Here is a 17,729-nt window from a genome sequence, read left to right as displayed (position 1 = left end):
GAGCTAGTGGATTGAAATTCGAGCAAGCATATTTATTAATTCGACAGCATCGTCTAGCTCTGTATAGAGCTAGTGGATTGAAATTTGCTTAATATTCCAAGCTAATTGAATATTTTTCGTCTAGCTCTGTATAGAGCTAGTGGATTGAAATTCCTTGTATTAGATTATTTTATTGGCTTACTTCGGTCTAGCTCTGTATAGAGCTAGTGGATTGAAATCGTTGGATACTTTCTTTTTGACCGTCTTAACATAGTCTAGCTCTGTATAGAGCTAGTGGATTGAAATCGTATATGGTCGATAAACGGACATCTCAGCCGGGGTCTAGCTCTGTATAGAGCTAGTGGATTGAAATGTAAGGAAATTAACAGGTTAGAGATTGAAAACCAAGTCTAGCTCTGTATAGAGCTAGTGGATTGAAATTCGAATGGCTGTCATTAGTGTTATATCGAAACTAGTCTAGCTCTGTATAGAGCTAGTGGATTGAAATTCCGTAACTGTCCCAAGCAATGTCCCTCTCGTAGTCTAGCTCTGTATAGAGCTAGTGGATTGAAATAGACAAGCGACCAGAGTGGAAATCTTTTGATGCGTCTAGCTCTGTATAGAGCTAGTGGATTGAAATTGATTTAGCGTCTTTAAAAAGTGGGAAATATAGAAGGTCTAGCTCTGTATAGAGCTAGTGGATTGAAATAACTTTAGAACAGGCAGAAGAAGGATACTCAATTGGTCTAGCTCTGTATAGAGCTAGTGGATTAAAATTTGTAATCGTTGGGTTCTAGTGTTACTGTTGTGCTCAACCTCATGCCAGATTCAGTGACTTGAGCATAAGTCATTCCGACATCGAATTTCACAAATTCTAGGTTTAGATTATTAATTTTTACAAGTAGCATACTCATCTTTTTTGCACTACGTAATATCTTTGTGATGTTTTAAAACCACTAACTGAATAATTGTAAGTAAGGAGGGGCTTTCATCGTAAGTGCCTAATAACTAGGTACCTATAATTAAGCAACACCTCCGAGTATACTTGGCTTAACAAGTAAATTGGAGGTGTTTGTTTGACCAAGACAAACGAAATTGTACCCATTCAGATTCATACACAGCCAGACCAGAAACAAAATCAGAAAGTAGCGAGTGCGAAGCTAGCTGCACGAATAAAAAGAAAAGATGGCTCTGAAATACATCTTTATAATGGTATCAGTAGTTATATTCTTGCCGCAGTGCTTAGGGAGTTGAGATGACGTGCTTCTTGATTTCACTAAAGTAAAGAACTTGTATATCGTCACTGGGAAAACAGACCTTCGTCGTGGAATTGACGGATTGGCGAGTCTCATCCAACAAGAGTACGAGCTAGATGTTTATTCAGATGCCCTCTTCCTTTTTTGCGGTAATCGATGTGATCGTTTCAAAATTTTGTATTGGGATGGTGACGGCTTCCTCTTATGTTATAAAAGGATTCAAGATGGCCGACTCAAGTGGCCTAGAAAAAAAGAAGAGGTTCGACAACTAACTAGTCAACAAATTCGTTGGTTATTTGAAGGGTTGGACATCGATCAACCCAGGGCGATAAAGCCAGGGAAAAGAGGCCAATTCTAATAGATAAAAACCGTAATAAACATTGATTTAATGCGGTTTTTATCTGTTTTTTTGTTCTAAAAAATGGTATAATAAAGGGAAGGAAAATAGATAGAATGGTGGTGGATTTTTTTGGATATATCGACAGATGTAAGTTCAACAAATAACGTTGAGATTGATGTAAATGTCTTACTTGAACTTTTAAAAAATCAGACTGAAACGATTGATTCTCTAAAGAAAACCAACCAAGCATTAACCACCGAAATTCAACTACTGAATGAAAAACTCAACTACTTTATGAATCGCCAATTCGGGCGCTCAAAGGAAACTATTTCCTCAGATGTTAGTGGTCAATTAAATTTATTCACAGAGGAACTCGAAGAGGCCTCTATATTTACCGTACCCAAAGAAGAAAAACCGGCCCCTGAAAAAAAGTCTAAAAGGAAGAGTGGCCAAAAAGCTGAGAAAATCGCGCACCTTCCTTTAACTGAAATACACCATGAACTTCCACAAGAAGAACGTTCTTGTGAACAGTGTGGTACTCAAATGATTGATATCGGTACAACAAAATTACGTGAAGAGGTCCGATTCCATCAAGCAATGTTGGATCGATTGGCTCACATTCAACACACTTATTGTTGTAAGGCATGTGAAAAGGCAGATGTTTCTTCCTATAAGAAGGCACCTGTTCCTAAACCAGTCGTCCCAAATAGTTTAGGCTCAAACAGTATTATTGCGGAAACAATCCGTCTAAAATTCGGTCAAAAAAGTCCAGCGAATCGCCAAGAAATTTATTGGCGAGAAACACTCGGACTCGATATCTCACGCGATAATATGACAAACTGGCATATCAAAGCTTGTCATCATGCGTTAGATCCGGTTGCCGAACGATTCAAACATTATTTGAATCAAGAAGAGATTCTTCATGCAGACGAGACGAGCTATCAAGTGATTCAGAGTAAAAAAGCAAAAACCTATTACTGGCTCTTCTCAACCGGGAAACATAGTGCACAGCCTATTGCCTATTACCATCATGCAGAGTCTAAATCTGGGACAGTACCGAAAGAGTTTTTGTCTGACTTTAAGGGGTATCTTCATTGTGATGGCTATGCAGGGTATAATTATGTAACGGATGTGAAGCTCGTCTATTGCCTTGCGCACGCACGTCGAAAGTTTTTTGAAGCCATTCCAAAAAATGGTAAGGCCGAACATACGCCAGCAGTTGTCGCTGTGAAAATGCTTGACATCTGGTTCGAGCTGGAACGTAAATGGAAGGAAGTCACCATTGAGGATCGTTTTGATAAGCGTCAAGCTTATCTGAAGCCATTAGTGAATAACTTTTATGAATGGTTAGATACGTTCGTTGCCGTCCCCAAATCGAAGCTAGCGAACGCCGTTGAATATGTACGGAAGATACGAAGCGGTTTTGAGCGAATCTTTGAGGATGGACGATTGGAATTAAGTAATAATTTGGCCGAGCGTCACATAAAAGAGCTGGTGATTGGGCGAAAAAATTACATGCATTCCTGTAGTTTAGAAGGCGCACGAACATCAGGCGTGATTTTGAGTATCTATCGAACGGCAGTGGCTAATGGTCTCGACCCGATTCGGTATATAGAATTCCTATTTGATCGCGTGCCAAATATGGAGACGCTATCAGATGAAGGGTTAGATGCCTTACTTCCTTGGAAACCAGACGTTCAAGCTTTATGTACAACCACTTACAAATAGACCAAATAACCTAAGCTTAGTATAAGACTTGGGTTATTTGGCGTGTAGGTACTATTTTATTAGGCACTTACCTTTCATCTGAGAGCCTCATCTATTTTTTTGTGAAAATCTATAGTTTGTTCAGAATTACCTATATTTTGTTTATTCTTATTTTATATTGAAAGCGCTAAAATATTGATGTAAGTTCAAGAGAAAGGGGTTAGATAATGAATAAGAAAAAAGGGTTTGGACGTTTTCTTAGCAATGTCTGGCGATTTAAAGCACTTATTTTCATGGCAATACCTGGAATGATTTGGATGATTTTCTTCTTTTATATTCCAGTCTTTGCGAATGTGGTAGCGTTCAAAAATTTCCATATATCACCAGACGGCTTTTTAGCGAGTTTGAGAGACAGTCCTTGGGTTGGGTTTGAGAACTTCAAGTTTTTATTTTCTTCCGACCAAGCGTTTCTTATCACGAAAAATACAGTGCTATATAATCTAAGCTTTATTACGCTAAATCTTATTATTTCTGTAGTTTTCGCGATAATTATGAGCGAATTAAGAAACAAACGTCTCGTAAAAGTTTATCAAACGATGTCTTTACTACCATACTTTTTATCATGGGTTATTATTGGGTACTTCGTGTACGCCTTCTTAAGTCCAGATAGAGGGATTATTAATCAATGGATTGTCGGTAATGGAGGAACAGCCATTAACTGGTATAATGATCCAAAATATTGGCCATTTATTCTGGTACTGATTGGTACGTGGAAGGGGATTGGCTACAACAGTATCATTTATTTTGCATCAGTTATGGGGATTGACCCAACTTACTATGAAGCGGCGATGGTGGATGGCGCGTCAAAATGGCAACAAATTAAGAATGTGACGATTCCACAATTAGTTCCATTGATGTCGATTTTAACGATTTTAGCCGTTGGAAATATTTTCCGAGCAGATTTCGGATTATTCTACAATGTTCCACGAAATTCTGGATCGTTATATGAAGTGACGCAAGTGTTAGATACGTATATCTTTAATGGCTTAACAGCTACGGGAGATTTCGGGATGACAGCTGCGGCCGGGCTATATCAATCGGTTGTCGGGTTTGTGTTATTAATGGTTGCCAATGCAATCGCTCGTCGTTTCGACAGCGAATCTGCACTATTTTAGAGAGGGAGAGAGAGTATGAAAAAGAAAAAAGTTTCGCAAGTTCAAGTACGCTCCTTCAATAAGCCAGTAAACTTTGTCTTAAATATTGTGATTGCGCTATTCGCGTTATCTTGTATCTTACCCTTTATCTTTGTCATCGCTATTTCATTTACAAACGAAGCGGCATTGACAGCACATGGGTATAGCTTCTGGCCTTCAGAATTTAGTGTGTTTGGGTATACGTATATGTTCGGACAAATGCAAGAGAAAATCTTTCAAGCATTGTTTGTAACGATTATTGTGACGGTTTTTGGAACATTGATAAATAGTACAGCGACTTCGCTGTATGCCTATGCAATCTCCCGTTCAAACTTTCCATTTCGTCGTTTCTTTACAGTCTTTTGTTTGATTACTATGTTGTTCTCACCAGGGATGGTGGCCAACTACTTAGTTATGACGAATTTACTGCAATTAAAGGATACAATTTGGGCGTTGATTTTACCAATGGCAGTCAGTCCATTTAACATTATTGTGATGCGGACATTCTTCAAACGGTCTGTTTCAGATTCAATTATTGAGTCTGCTAGAATTGATGGCGCAAGCGAGTTACGAATTTTTGTTCAAATTGTGTTACCATTAGCTGTTCCAGGAATTGCGACCATTAGTTTGTTTGCTGCATTAGGTTACTGGAATGATTGGTTTAATGCATTACTATATATTCAAAATGATAATTTAGTGCCCCTTCAATATTTATTGGTGAAAATCCAAAATAATATTGAATACTTGACACAAAATGCTGGCGCAGGTAGTCAGTTAGCAGGTGGACTAGCCTCTGTACCAGGGGAATCAGCACGTATGGCCATTGTTGTTATCTCCACGTTACCAATTGCAATTAGTTATCCTTTTTTCCAAAAACATTTTGTAAAAGGCTTAACAATTGGTGGCGTGAAAGAATAAAAATTTTTAGGAGGATGAAACAAATGAAATTGTGGAAAACACTCGCTTTAACCGGTCTTTCAACTGTACTTTTAGGATCGTTGGTTGCATGTGGAACTTCGAAAGATAAAGATTCAAGTAAAGGGTCAGAAGATGGTACAACGTTACAAATGTATCAGATTGGAGATAAACCAGAGAATTATGATGATTTAATGAAAGTTGCGAATAAACGCATTGAAGATAAAATTGGTGCAAAAGTGAACATCAATTATATCGGTTTTGGGGACTATGAAAAGAAAATGAATGTTATCGTCTCTTCTGGTGAAAATTATGATCTTGCTTATGCAAATAATTATGTAGCTAATGCTCAAAAAGGCGCCTATGCTGATTTGACTGAATTGGCACCAAAACTTGCAAAAGATGCGTATGATCAATTGGATGAAGCTTATATTAAAGGGAATCTGGTCAATGGTAAATTGTATGCATTCCCGGTAAACGGGAATGTATTTGCCCAACAAATGTTGACGTTCAACAAACAATATTTAGATAAATATAATCTTTCAATTGATGGAATCAAGTCATATGAAGATGCAGAAGCAATTTTAAAAGAATTCCATAAAAAAGAACCAAATATTGCTGCTTTTGCGATTGGTCAAGGATTTAGAGCGAAAAGTGATTTTGACTATCCATTAGGAGACGGTCTACCATTTGCTGTTGATTTACATGGCGACAAGACAAAAATTGTGAATCAATATGATACTGAATCATTTATCAAAACATTGAGAACCTTGCACAGCTGGTACAAACAAGGGTTGATTCCTGCAGATGCGTCAACAAGTAACAAAGACTATCCGTTAGAAGGCAACACTTGGTTCGTTCGTGGCGAAACACAAGGTCCGTTCGATTATGGTGATACTATTTTAACAAATGCTGCCAACCAAGAATTAGTCTCTAAACCAATCACTGTTCCTTTGAAATCAACTGCGCAAGCACAAATGTCAAACTTCGTTGTTTCTAATACTTCTAAAAATAAAGAAAAAGCAGTTGAATTTTTAGGTTTATTAAATAGTGACCCTGAATTATTAAATGGTTTGATTTATGGTATTGAAGGTAAAGCATGGGAAAAAATTGACGGACAAGATGGAAAAATCAAATTGTTAGATGGATATCAACCGAACATGCACATGGCTGCTTGGAATACGGGGAACAATGCGATTTTATACACGCAAGATACCATTACAGATGACATGATTAAAACACGTGATGAATCAATTGCAAGTGCAGAAACTTCTCCAATTTTAGGATTTAGTTTTAATACTGATTCTGTAAAAGCCGAAGTAAGTAACCTTTCTAATGTAATGAGTCAATATTTAGATGGCTTGAATACAGGTACAGTTGATCCTGACGAAACTTTACCAAAATTAAATGAAGCGTTAAAAGGCGCTGGTTATGATAAAGTTCTTAAAGAAATGCAATCACAATATGATGCGTTTTTAAAAGAAAGTAAATAAACGAAGCTAAATGAACAAAAGAACGGCGTAGAGGTGTTAAACTTTCGCCGTTCTTTGTATAATAAAGTTAACGAAGGCAAAGGTGGCAAAGATTATGATAGGCAAAGCACTAGAAGCATTTTTCATTCGCATATGGGTTGTTATTAAACTAAACCTTTATTTCTGGTTGTATAGTGTAGCTGGACTGTTTGTTGCTGGCGTGGGGCCTGCATTAAAAGCAGTCAATGAACTATTCGCAGCTCATGAATTTGAGTACAAAGAGATTACGTTCAAAGAGGGTTGGCAACTATTTAAGGTGAATTTTAAACGCGGAAACGGCTTTTTCTGGTTTTATGGCGCGTTGTTTGCAGTATTAGCTTACAATCTCTATCTATCTGTTCAAATTAAGGGACTGGCCTTTTTAGTCATCGATTTTATTTTACTGTTTGCTTTGTTATATACTTATGCTACTTATCAATATACGTTGTTGTTAGACAGCGAATACGATATTTCAATGAAGAATGTGATTAAGTTAGCGTTCATTTCAACGCTTTCAAGCTTTACCAATTTTTTGAAAATCGTAATCGGTGGTGCTGTGATTCTGTGGTTCACATGGAAATATAAAGGCCTTATTTTATTTGGAACTGTGGCAGCTATTCAGCTTTGGAATTATTATTCCACGCAAACATGGCGCGGTTTAATTGATGAACGGTTAGAGACCAATGATTAGGCAACTCAAAATTATATTTTCGACGGGAACTTTATTAAATCGTTTGTTGAGGAAATATGCTTTTACACTGGTTTCGTTTATTACTATTGCTGTAATAGGGATTAGTGTGAACGCCTATATTCAAAACTTAAATTTAGCTTCTACTGTTGTTAAAGATGCACTGCAAAACACGGTTCGAATGGCAAATGACCGGACAACATTGAACCGACTAATTAAAGATCAACTCGTAGGAAGTCCTGAAAAAATTCAGAATGTGACTTCCTATTTGACGTATCCCATATCAGATTATTTAGCTTTTGTGTATGATCACCAAGATGATAGTCCAGATTATGTCTCTTTTGCTGAGCAGATTAAAGGGATCTACGCTGAGTATTCGGAGGTTTCTTCCATCTATATTACGCTAAAGGATTTTCCTGATTACTACCAATCGACAGTCGATGTGAAGGGCGGTCGAATCCGTAAAGGAACGCCCAAATTGGCTAATGGGTTTTATATTAAATCATCAATTCTTCTAAATAGCATTGAAAAAGGAAGCATTTTTATTGGGTTTGAAAAGGAAGGGCTGGAGGGAAGTTTAAGTAATTTGTCGTCATTTGATGGACTCTCTGTGTATGTGATCTCTTCTACTAACAATCGGTTATATACATATCATGATGAAGGCTTGCCTAAAAAGAGTATCGATTGGCAAGAATCAACAATCGTTCATTCGTTAGAAGCCAAGTCTCAGGTGCCAGTCTCTGAATTTTATAACAATCATTTGGTTGAGTATCAACATTTAAATGAGGAGTACCGTATCTTAGCGACGATTGATAAACAGATGATCTTTCGAAAAACAGCGAAAGATATTGTCTTCTTAGTGTTAGGTGCCCTATTATTAGACACTATTTTGATCTATATGCTTTCTCGTACGTTTACCAAATATTCTAGCCAGCTAACAATGGTGATGCAGACGATGGAGCAAGCAGCTGAAGGAAACTTGGATACGCGTATTGACACAGAAAAAACAGAGTATGAGCTAAAAGAGTTGTCAGATGGTATTAACCATATGCTAAAAAGTATTAATCAATACGTGGAAGATATTTATAAATTAGAGATTAAGCAAAAGGATGCGCATATGCGTGCCCTACAATCGCAAATTAATCCCCATTTTTTATACAACACGTTGGAATATATCCGGATGTACGCCATAAGTGAGGGAAGTGAGGAGTTAGCTGAGGTGGTTTATGCATTCTCTGCGTTACTTCGAAACAACACGAATCAGGAAAAGACGACACATTTAAAAGCAGAGCTGGATTTCTGTGAAAAGTACGTGTATCTTTATCAAATGCGTTACCCAAAAAGAATTGCGTATCATTTTACTATTGATGATGCCTTGAGGGAGCTACAGGTTCCCAAATTTATTATTCAACCTCTTATAGAAAACTATTTTGTTCATGGAATTGATTTTACGAAAACAGATAATGCAATTAGTATCAAAGCCACACAAAAAGGAAAACTTGTTCAAATTTTGATTCGTGATAATGGCAAAGGAATTCCGGAAGAGAAGCTCTCAGAAATTGAAAATCGGTTAAGCTATCCAAAAATTCAAATGTATCAATCAATTGGATTACAAAATGTTAATGAACGACTGCGAGCTTACTTTGGCTCTTCTTATAAGATGACTTTGGCAAATAATGAAGATGGCGGTTTGACAATTCAGATTTCTTTTGAAAAGGGTGAAGAAAAGAATGTATAAAGTTTTGTTAGTGGATGACGAGTACATGATTTTGATGGGATTGGCGAAGATTATACCTTGGCAAGACTATGGATTTGAAGTGGTTGCAACGGCAGAAAATGCGAAGGATGCTCTAGCAATTCTAGAACAAGGTGCCATTGATTTGGTAATTACAGATGTGACAATGCCAGAAATGAGTGGCTTAGAGTTTATTGAAGCAGCTCAAAATCAAAGATATGAATTTGAATTTATGATTTTATCAGGGTATCAAGAATTTGATTATTTGAAAAGCGGATTGCAATTAGGGGCAGTCAACTATTTGATGAAGCCAGTCAATAAAGCTGAACTAGTAGAGAGCTTGTTGAAGGTTAAAGAACGTTTGGAAGAACGCTTAGAACATAAAAATCAACAAGAGATGTATCGTGAATTTTTACTGTCTCAATGGGTAAATGATGAGTTAGATGAACGAGAAGAAGAGGAAGTTTTTGCTTTACTTGAACATTCAAAATCTCCTTGGCGTGTAATCTTGGGACATTTTCCACGAGAGTATCAAAAACAAATGAGTACGTGGCTAGAAAATGAACATCAGACGTTTTACTATTTTAGAAATTTGGGTGAGCGAATCTCATTTATGATTATTTATCAAGGTGGGGAAAAAGTAGAAAAATTTACCCACTTTACCCAAGAGCTTTTAAAGGAAACAAGCTGGTTGATGAGTGTTAGTCAACCTACAGCTGAGTTAGAAGAGGTACCAGAAATCTATCGTAATGTAAGGCAAATTTATCAACTACATCAATTCTATGGATTACATACGACGCACATCTTATTGTCAGAGGAAGAAAATAATTCTGATTCATTAATTGATTTGTCTGAGTTCAATCGATTGGTAGTGCTAAGTAAACCGACTGCTTTAAAAGAAGCAGTAAAGAAGATTTTTCAAGAGGTCCTAACTTTAGGGACAGCACCAGAAGATGTCCGTCATATTGCTTTTTTATTGTTTATGGATATCTATCGCCAGCTAGGGCAATTGGACGACGAAGCCTATCTAGCGACGATTCAAAAAATTAATAAGGCAATCACGGTGAATGAGCTTGAACGTCTTTTATTAACGGTAATTGATGAGCAAAAGGAACCTGCGACATACAGTGAAAATATTCAAAAGGTTTTGGCTATTCTTGAAAAAAATTATCAAGAAGAGTTAACGTTGAAGCGCATTTCAGATGAGCTTCATTTAAATGTCATGTATCTAGGGCAATTATTTAAGAAGGAAACGAAGCGGAGTTTTTCGCAGTATCTAAACCAATTTCGAATGGAGAAAGCGCAATATATGTTACTTCACTCTGAAAAAAATATTAATGAAATCGCTGATGAAATTGGGTATAACAATACGACTTATTTTTCTAAAATGTTCAAAAAAATGTATGATGTTTCACCAAAGGAGTTTAGAGAAATACGTGAATAGCAGAAGCGATTAGGTGAGGCTTAAAAAAAGTCTCTCTATTTTCTAAAAGATAAAACAATGTTGATAATCGCAGCTATTCATAAGCGTTGTATCTGTTGTAAATGAATTTGATAAAAACCACATAGTGAGAACAAGTTGGAAACGCGAGATAATTAAAGCGATTACAGATTGTTTTACTAGTGAAAATAAAAATGACAAACTTTGAGGAACGGGGAAAAACAATGGTAAAGAGATTAATAAGTGCAACGGCATCAGAAATCAAAAAAATGAATCGTGACGAGTTATTTGAAGCAATCAAAGCAAGTGATGGGCGAGTTATTGTGAGTGAAAATGTCTGTGTTCAAGCACCAGTATCAGACAGCACAACCAATGCTGAGTTGGCAGCCGCATTTGGTGCGGACATGTTGTTGTTGAATCTATTTGATTGTTTGAATCCAGTAGTTATCGGGCTACCAGGAGTGGGGGTAAGAGAAGCCTTTTCGATGTGGGATGATCCGTCCACTAATACGCGTAATCCGATTCAAGAATTAAAAGAGTTAACCGGTCGTGTGATTGGCGTGAATTTGGAACCAGTTGTGGAAACACAAGAAACGCTAGGGGAAAAAGTACTTATTTCTGATGGGCGCAAGAGTACGGCAGAAACGTTTGAAGCGGCTGAAAAATTAGGTGTTGATTTTATTTGCCTTACTGGTAATCCAGGGACAGGTGTGACGAATAAAGAGATTGGTGAGGCAATACGTGTCGGTAAAAAACATTACAATGGCTTGATTATTGCAGGGAAAATGCACAGTGCCGGTGTCGATGAGCCGATTATTACGGAAGAAGCAATCCAAACCTTTGCGGAAGCTGGCGCAGATATTCTTCTTCTACCTGCTGTAGGAACTGTTCCAGGGTTTGATCAGTCAGAAATGAAGGAAGCTGTAAAAAGGGCTAAGAAATTGGGCCTTTTAACGATGTCAGCGATTGGAACGAGTCAAGAAAGTGCGGGTGTTGAGACGATTCGTCAAATTGCTCTATTTAACAAAATGTGTGGTGTTGATATTCAACATATTGGCGATGCCGGTTACAGTGGTGTAGCACCTGCAGAAAATATTTTTGAAATGTCGTTAGCGATTCGCGGGATGAAACATACGATGCAAATTATGGCTAGATCTATCAATCGTTAAGTGAAGGGAGAAAAAGAAATGCTGAAGTGTCGAGAGGATGGAACGTTTAAGATTGCCCAGTTTACAGACTTACATCTAAGTTATCCGGCCAATGAAGAAACGGAACGGACGTATCAAAAGTTGCGGAATTGTTTAAAAACACTTGATGCTGATTTGCTCATATTGACTGGAGATCAAATTTGGTGTTATGGCGAAAATGAGCCCGAAAAAGCTTACCGACAATTGATTGCTTTACTGAATGAAGTCGCGATTCCGATAGCGGTGACGTATGGAAATCATGATTCTGAACATGGTAAAATCACACGTTCAGAGCTACGAAGATTGGAAAGAGAACTGATTAACCGCGTGATGCCAGAGAATGAACAAATCGTACGAGACAGAAAATCAGAGAGTTTGGTGATTTATGATTCTAAGGGTCAAAATATAGTGAAGCAGCTGTTTATTATGGACTCAGGTGATTATATTGAAAATCAAGAAGCGCTTGGGTTAAAAGATAAAGCAATGGACAATTATTATGCTTATTTATACTCAGAACAAATTAGTTGGTTTAACCAAACTTGCGTTGAGACAGGCAAGGGCGAAGAAGCGCTGATTTTTCTTCATATCCCTCTTGTTGAATATCAGTATGCTAAAGAACACATTTTAACAGGTGAGTGCCGAGAAGAAATCTGTTGCTCAGAAATAAATAGCGGACTTTTTAGTGTTTTACTTGAGAAAAAAATTGCCAAATCAGTGTTCTGTGGTCATGACCATGACAATAACTTCACAGCAGAATGGTTAGGAATCGGTTTGAATTACGGCTTAATCGGTGGGTACAATGTATATGGCTCATTTGATCGAGGTTATCGAAAAATTGTACTGCATGAAGACAAGTTAGCAGAAACAGAGTTAGTCTATTATGCCAAATGAAATGTCTTTGATTAACAAAGGGAGATGTAGATAGATGCAGAAAGTGCCTAATGGGGACAAGTAGTCAATGCGGGGACAAACGGAGATGTGAGGAATAGATGAATCAAAAAATGCTAGATAGAAATCATCAAAATGAGCCAATCAAACAAACTATGCCAATAGAGCAAGTTGAGCCTACATTATCAGAACAAGGATTATATCTAGGCAAACAACGACTAGAGGAAACAAAAGCAGACGGCATAACGAGAAGCGCATTACTAAAGGCTACTGATGTGAAGGGACGTGGCGCTACAGCTGTTGCGAGTGTGACTGCTGAATTATCTGAGCCTAAAAAGAAGTCGGTGTTATTTAGTTTAGCTATGCTCTTTTCACTGAGTAAGATTTTTTTGGGCAATGCTGTTTTGGGTTTTGCATATGCCAAATGGATGGTTCCTCATAAAGTGATTAACGGTGGCGTAACGAGTTTGGCATTGGTCTTAAATAAATGGTTAGCAATAGATATTCCTTATTTAACGAATGGATTAACTGGATTATTGCTGATTGTTTGTTTAGTATTTTTAGGAAAAGAGAGTTTCTTTAAATCGTTAGTCAGTAGCTTTTCCTATCTCTTTTTCTTTACGATTTTCTATCAAATGAAGATGGATATAGGAATTAATTTACCTATTGATGTCCTTTTATCCTGCGTATTTATTTCGTTTGGGTATTATTGCTGTATCTCTGAAAACTCTTCGACTGTTGGGATGGATGTCATTGCGCTGATTCTCCATAAGAAAAACCCTAAGATTCCTATTGCAGCGACCATTCGCAATTTGAACTTTTTTGTGCTAGCACTAGGCTTTTTTACCTATGGGGTGGAGTCAATCATTCTCGGTTTTATTTTTAGTTTTGGCTATTCTTGGTTACTTGCTAAGTTGTTAGTATGGCACAAATTGGGAAAAATTATCTAAGGAGTAGATAGATGAACAAACAAGAGCTACAAACGATTAAACTGGCAACCTTTAATATCGCGGCTGGGAATTATTCTTCAGTAGATGCGTTACATCAGTTAATCAGTCAGCGCTCAAATGATATAGTTGGCCTTCAGGAAGTAGATTTGTACACGAAAAGAAATCCATTGTCGATGGTAACAGAAATTGCTGGGACAGATTATCCAAATAGGAAGTTTAGTTCAGCCATGCCTTTTGAGGGTGGTGACTACGGAAATGGGTTATTATCCAAATGGCCATTGATTGACTATAAGGAATTACGTTATTCAATGTATGGGTTAGAGCCTAGAACGGCGCAATTTGCTAAGGTAGAACTGGGTAATAACCGGGTAATAACTCTTTGTAATACTCACCTATCTTTTGAGTCAATCGAAATTAGAACCGCGCAGGTCGCTGAACTTCTCGATGAGATGGCAGAATTTGGTGGGGAGTACAAGGTAATAATGGGTGATTTTAACATGGATCAAACGAAAGAGGAATGGCAACCGTTTTTAGCAGAGTACAAGTTAGCTAACGGTCAACAAGATGGTTGGTTTGAGACCTTTCAAGAGAAAGAGCCATTAATGAAAAGTTATAGTATCGATAATATAATTGTTTCAAAAAATATTGAGCTGATTAAAACCACGTGTGTTAAAAATACGTTATCAGATCATGCGTTATTTGAAGTGGAAATTAAACTAGGTAAGGGTGAGTAAAAATGTCTCTATTTATGAAAGAACCAAAAATTTGTGTGTCAGAAAAAGAAGCTTTAGTAGTCGCTAAACAGATGCAAAAAACGCTTCGCCAGCTGTTCAAAAAGGAAGCACCGATTTCTTTTAAAGAAGAGGGAAGCACCATTCGTTTAGTGCTTGATTCTGAAAAAATGAAGAATGAAATTGATATCCAGAATGGTGAAGCGCTAACTATTGTGGCACGCTCCGTTTCTGAATTGCAATTTGGAAGTGCTTATGCGCTTATTCGTCTATTTTGTGAGGAACTTTCAAAAGGAACGACGCATCTTTCTTATACGCAAGAAGAACGGATTTTCATGATTGATATGGGAAGAAAATTTTATTCGAAACAAACGCTGAAGAAGTTTATCGATGTTATGGGCTTATTTCAGTTTAACTTCCTACAACTGCATTTTTCTGAAGATATTGGGTTTCGAATTGAGTCAGAAACGTATCCAGAGATTGTTTCAACGCATTACTTAACAAAGGCTGATGTGCGTGAGATTATCCAATATGCGACTTTAGCAGGAATTGAAGTCATTCCTGATTTTGATAGTCCGGGACACTTAAAACAAATTTTATCCGCTCATCCTGAATGGCAGCTACGGAAAAAATTACCAGATGGAACAATTGAATTAAACTCTGCGGCTCTATCCATAGATAAGCCGGAAGCGGTGGACTATATTTGGAAAATTTATGAAGAATATGCAGAGTTATTTAAGGGAAGTACGTATTTCCATATTGGCGCAGATGAATTTGTTGATTTTGATGAGATTGACGCTTACCCTGATTTAACCGACTATGCGCAGCGTTTGTATGGGGAGCATGGTCAAGCGATTGATGGGTTTATCACCTATGTCAATCAGGTGGCTGAGAAAATTAGTCAACTAGGTTTTATCCCTAGAGTCTGGAATGACGGGTTTTTCCGATTAAACCGAACAGAAAAAGTACAATTATCAGATAAGGTCGAGATTACTTATTGGACAAAATGGAACAAAAATATGGCACCAGTGACCTCTTTTCTTGAAAAAGGTTACACAGTTCTCAATTATAATGACAACTTCTTCTACTATGTCTTAGGAGAAAATGCGGGCTATACGTATCCGACCTATGAAAAAATTGTTAAGGACTGGACCCCTGCCCGATTTGCTCAAGATCAAATAATTGATATAGACCGCAATTTAGAACAACTACCTGGCGTTTGTTTCCCTGTCTGGTCAGATAAACCAGAAGCAAAGACGGAAGAGGAAGTCTTTGAAGATGTTTCCTATTCTTTAGCTGCCGTTATGCAAAAAGAAACAGGGGATGTTTTTGCGAACAAACAGCAGATTGGTAAGCTTTTGACGAGCTATTTTGCTGACTGAGCTGATTATGTTTGACTGGACAGACAGTTTAGTTTGTTTAAGCTATGATCTATAGTAGTTTGCTGACAATCAAGAAAGTGAGACGAGTGATGATGAGTACAAGTGCACAAGAGGGGCAAAAAAGGCCCAATATTTTATTTATATTAACGGATCAACAAAGAAAAGACACTCTTTCTGTTTATGACGAAGAAGGCTTATGTCAGACGCCTATTTTGGATGCGCTGGCTAATCAGAGTACGGTTTTTGACGACGCGTATACGACGTGCCCGATTTGTACTCCGGCCCGTGCGTCATTACAAACAGGCTTATTTCCAATGCATCACGGCATGTTGACGAATTCTTATAATTATGGAAATATGGTGCAAGAATTACCAGATACGCCTGAGCTATTGAGTCGTCGTTTAAAAAAAGAGGACTATCAAATTGGGTATACAGGAAAATGGCATCTTGGAACAGGCGCTGATGCGGTAAGACAGGATGCGTATGTTCAAAAATACATGGGCAATATCGAGTTTGCAGAGCTAGCAGCACAAGCGCGAAGTGTTCCTACAAACGTTGGTTATACAGGTGATGATTTTCCCGGACATGGCTTTGGTGGGTATATCTATCCACAATTTAAAGAGTATTTGGCTAAACAGAATAAAGAAGTTAAAATCGAAAATATACTGTCAGGGAATTATACCAGTCATCAGGCTGGTGAAATTACAAGTGGTCTTGAGACGACAATTGAACATTTTCTGGTTGAACGGAGTAAAACAATCATCGGTGATTTTGCAGAAAAAGAAGAGCCGTGGTATATGCAGCTGAATTTTTGGGGACCACATGAGCCTTATTATGCACCGACTGAGTTTTTAGATCAGTACCGTGAGATGGAGATTCCACCGTGGAAAAATTATCAAGGGGACAGTCCGAATAAACCGAAAATCCATGATGTTAAACGAGCGAATGATACGCGTTGGGAACAATTTGTTCCTTACATCCGTCATTATTATGCCAATATGAGTCATATTGATTATCAGATTGGTCGATTAATTGATTACTTAAAGGAAAATAATTTGTACGAGAATACCTTGATTATTTTTAGTTCAGACCATGGCGAGTCACTGGGTATTCACGATGGCCTGTGTGATAAAGCGATATTTATGTATGAAGAAATTTGTAGCATTCCTTTATTCGTGAAACTTCCAGGGCAAAAAAAGTTGAATCGAACGAAAGCATTGGTGAACAGCTGTGACATTTATTCAACGATTCTAGAGGCTGCAGGTGTGGTCGATAATCAGCGAGATGGGGTCTCTTTCTTACCAATTTTGAGAGGTGAAAAAGAACAGCTTAGAGAAGTTAATGTGACGGAGTGCTCAGGGATTGGAAGTATTTTATTCTCGCAACGAATGCTTCGATACAAACAGTGGAAATATGTCTTTAATGCAGGAGATATTGATGAACTGTATGACTTGGGTACGGATCCTGGCGAACTGTTCAATCTGATTGACCAACCAGAATTTCAAGTGAAAAAAGTTGAGTTACAGATTCTTCTTGAGCAATGGATGGAAGAAAATAATGATAATTTGATTTTTGAATATCGGTATTTGCGAAGAAGATAAGTAATAGGATTTCTCAAAAAAGGTACATGTTATCGTTTGATAAGGTGTGCCTTTTTTGGGCTCATTGTCAAATCGGACTGAAGGGTAGAGCCCTTTTTTGTATTCTAATAAAGAAGAGCCCTGCAATAGACGATAGTTTTTGATGGTTGTTTCATACGTTAGCTAACGAGTTGTAGCGGTCATCGGTCATCTGTTAGTTGTGTCTGTTACGAATAGTCTGGATAT

At 37.6% G+C, this 17,729-nt stretch carries 15 protein-coding genes and 1 CRISPR repeat array (1 of these 16 running past the window's edge); all 15 genes read left to right on the top strand.

The genetic code is table 11. The features are described from left to right. Positions 1-756: a CRISPR direct-repeat array (repeat unit 33 nt; unit sequence GTCTAGCTCTGTATAGAGCTAGTGGATTGAAAT) (it extends 215 nt beyond the left edge of the window). A 299-nt stretch (positions 757-1,055) separates the two neighbouring features. The 15 genes from IGI37_RS17770 to IGI37_RS17700 all read left to right on the top strand — a co-directional run bounded on the left by IGI37_RS17770 (position 1,056) and on the right by IGI37_RS17700 (position 17,504). After that, positions 1,056-1,238: a hypothetical protein gene (locus IGI37_RS17770; protein WP_438760623.1), complete on the top strand. Its 183-nt coding sequence runs from the start codon at positions 1,056-1,058 to the stop codon at positions 1,236-1,238. Position 1,239: 1 nt separating this feature from the next. After that, positions 1,240-1,593 (top strand): IS66 family insertion sequence element accessory protein TnpB, encoded by a 354-nt coding sequence (gene tnpB, locus IGI37_RS17765; protein WP_438759491.1) that lies wholly within the window; start codon positions 1,240-1,242, stop codon positions 1,591-1,593. Between the two features lie 117 nt (positions 1,594-1,710). Then, on the top strand, positions 1,711-3,303 hold the full coding sequence (tnpC, locus tag IGI37_RS17760; protein ID WP_438763647.1) for an IS66 family transposase: 1,593 nt from the start codon (positions 1,711-1,713) through the stop codon (positions 3,301-3,303). A gap of 206 nt (positions 3,304-3,509) precedes the next feature. Then, a complete protein-coding gene (locus IGI37_RS17755) occupies positions 3,510-4,457 on the top strand; it encodes an ABC transporter permease (protein WP_438763415.1) in 948 nt (315 codons plus the stop codon). Positions 4,458-4,472: 15 nt separating this feature from the next. Further along, entirely contained in the window at positions 4,473-5,393 is a 921-nt protein-coding gene (locus tag IGI37_RS17750) for a carbohydrate ABC transporter permease (RefSeq protein ID WP_438763414.1), read from the top strand. A gap of 23 nt (positions 5,394-5,416) precedes the next feature. Next, positions 5,417-6,883: an ABC transporter substrate-binding protein gene (locus IGI37_RS17745; protein ID WP_438763413.1), complete on the top strand. Its 1,467-nt coding sequence runs from the start codon at positions 5,417-5,419 to the stop codon at positions 6,881-6,883. A gap of 94 nt (positions 6,884-6,977) precedes the next feature. Continuing rightward, a complete protein-coding gene (locus IGI37_RS17740; protein ID WP_438763684.1) occupies positions 6,978-7,592 on the top strand; it encodes a YesL family protein in 615 nt (204 codons plus the stop codon). After that, positions 7,588-9,327, top strand: coding sequence for a sensor histidine kinase (locus IGI37_RS17735; protein ID WP_438763683.1), 1,740 nt, complete (start codon positions 7,588-7,590; stop codon positions 9,325-9,327). Before IGI37_RS17740 ends, IGI37_RS17735 begins: the two co-directional genes overlap by 5 nt. Further along, positions 9,320-10,768, top strand: a complete 1,449-nt coding sequence (locus IGI37_RS17730; RefSeq protein ID WP_438763412.1) for a response regulator transcription factor — start codon at positions 9,320-9,322, stop codon at positions 10,766-10,768. The genes IGI37_RS17735 and IGI37_RS17730 overlap by 8 nt, the downstream gene beginning before the upstream one ends. 221 nt (positions 10,769-10,989) lie before the next feature. After that, positions 10,990-11,934 (top strand): DUF7916 family protein, encoded by a 945-nt coding sequence (locus IGI37_RS17725; RefSeq protein WP_438763411.1) that lies wholly within the window; start codon positions 10,990-10,992, stop codon positions 11,932-11,934. Between the two features lie 18 nt (positions 11,935-11,952). After that, on the top strand, positions 11,953-12,843 hold the full coding sequence (locus IGI37_RS17720) for a metallophosphoesterase family protein (RefSeq protein WP_438763410.1): 891 nt from the start codon (positions 11,953-11,955) through the stop codon (positions 12,841-12,843). 98 nt (positions 12,844-12,941) lie between these two features. Continuing rightward, the gene (locus IGI37_RS17715; protein WP_438763408.1) at positions 12,942-13,790 is read left to right on the top strand and encodes a YitT family protein; all 849 of its coding nucleotides are present in this window, start codon (positions 12,942-12,944) and stop codon (positions 13,788-13,790) included. A gap of 11 nt (positions 13,791-13,801) precedes the next feature. Beyond that, on the top strand, positions 13,802-14,524 hold the full coding sequence (locus IGI37_RS17710) for an endonuclease/exonuclease/phosphatase family protein (RefSeq protein ID WP_438763407.1): 723 nt from the start codon (positions 13,802-13,804) through the stop codon (positions 14,522-14,524). A 2-nt stretch (positions 14,525-14,526) separates the two neighbouring features. Then, entirely contained in the window at positions 14,527-15,903 is a 1,377-nt protein-coding gene (locus tag IGI37_RS17705) for a family 20 glycosylhydrolase (protein ID WP_438763406.1), read from the top strand. Positions 15,904-15,992: 89 nt separating this feature from the next. Continuing rightward, positions 15,993-17,504, top strand: a complete 1,512-nt coding sequence (locus tag IGI37_RS17700; RefSeq protein WP_438763405.1) for a sulfatase-like hydrolase/transferase — start codon at positions 15,993-15,995, stop codon at positions 17,502-17,504. Positions 17,505-17,729: the final 225 nt, after the last annotated feature.

It is taken from the genome of Enterococcus sp. AZ194, assembly GCF_051713825.1.
Classification (GTDB): domain Bacteria; phylum Bacillota; class Bacilli; order Lactobacillales; family Enterococcaceae; genus Enterococcus_K.
Note: the sequence above shows the minus strand (reverse complement) of the source record. Positions and strands in the feature narration are given on the sequence as shown.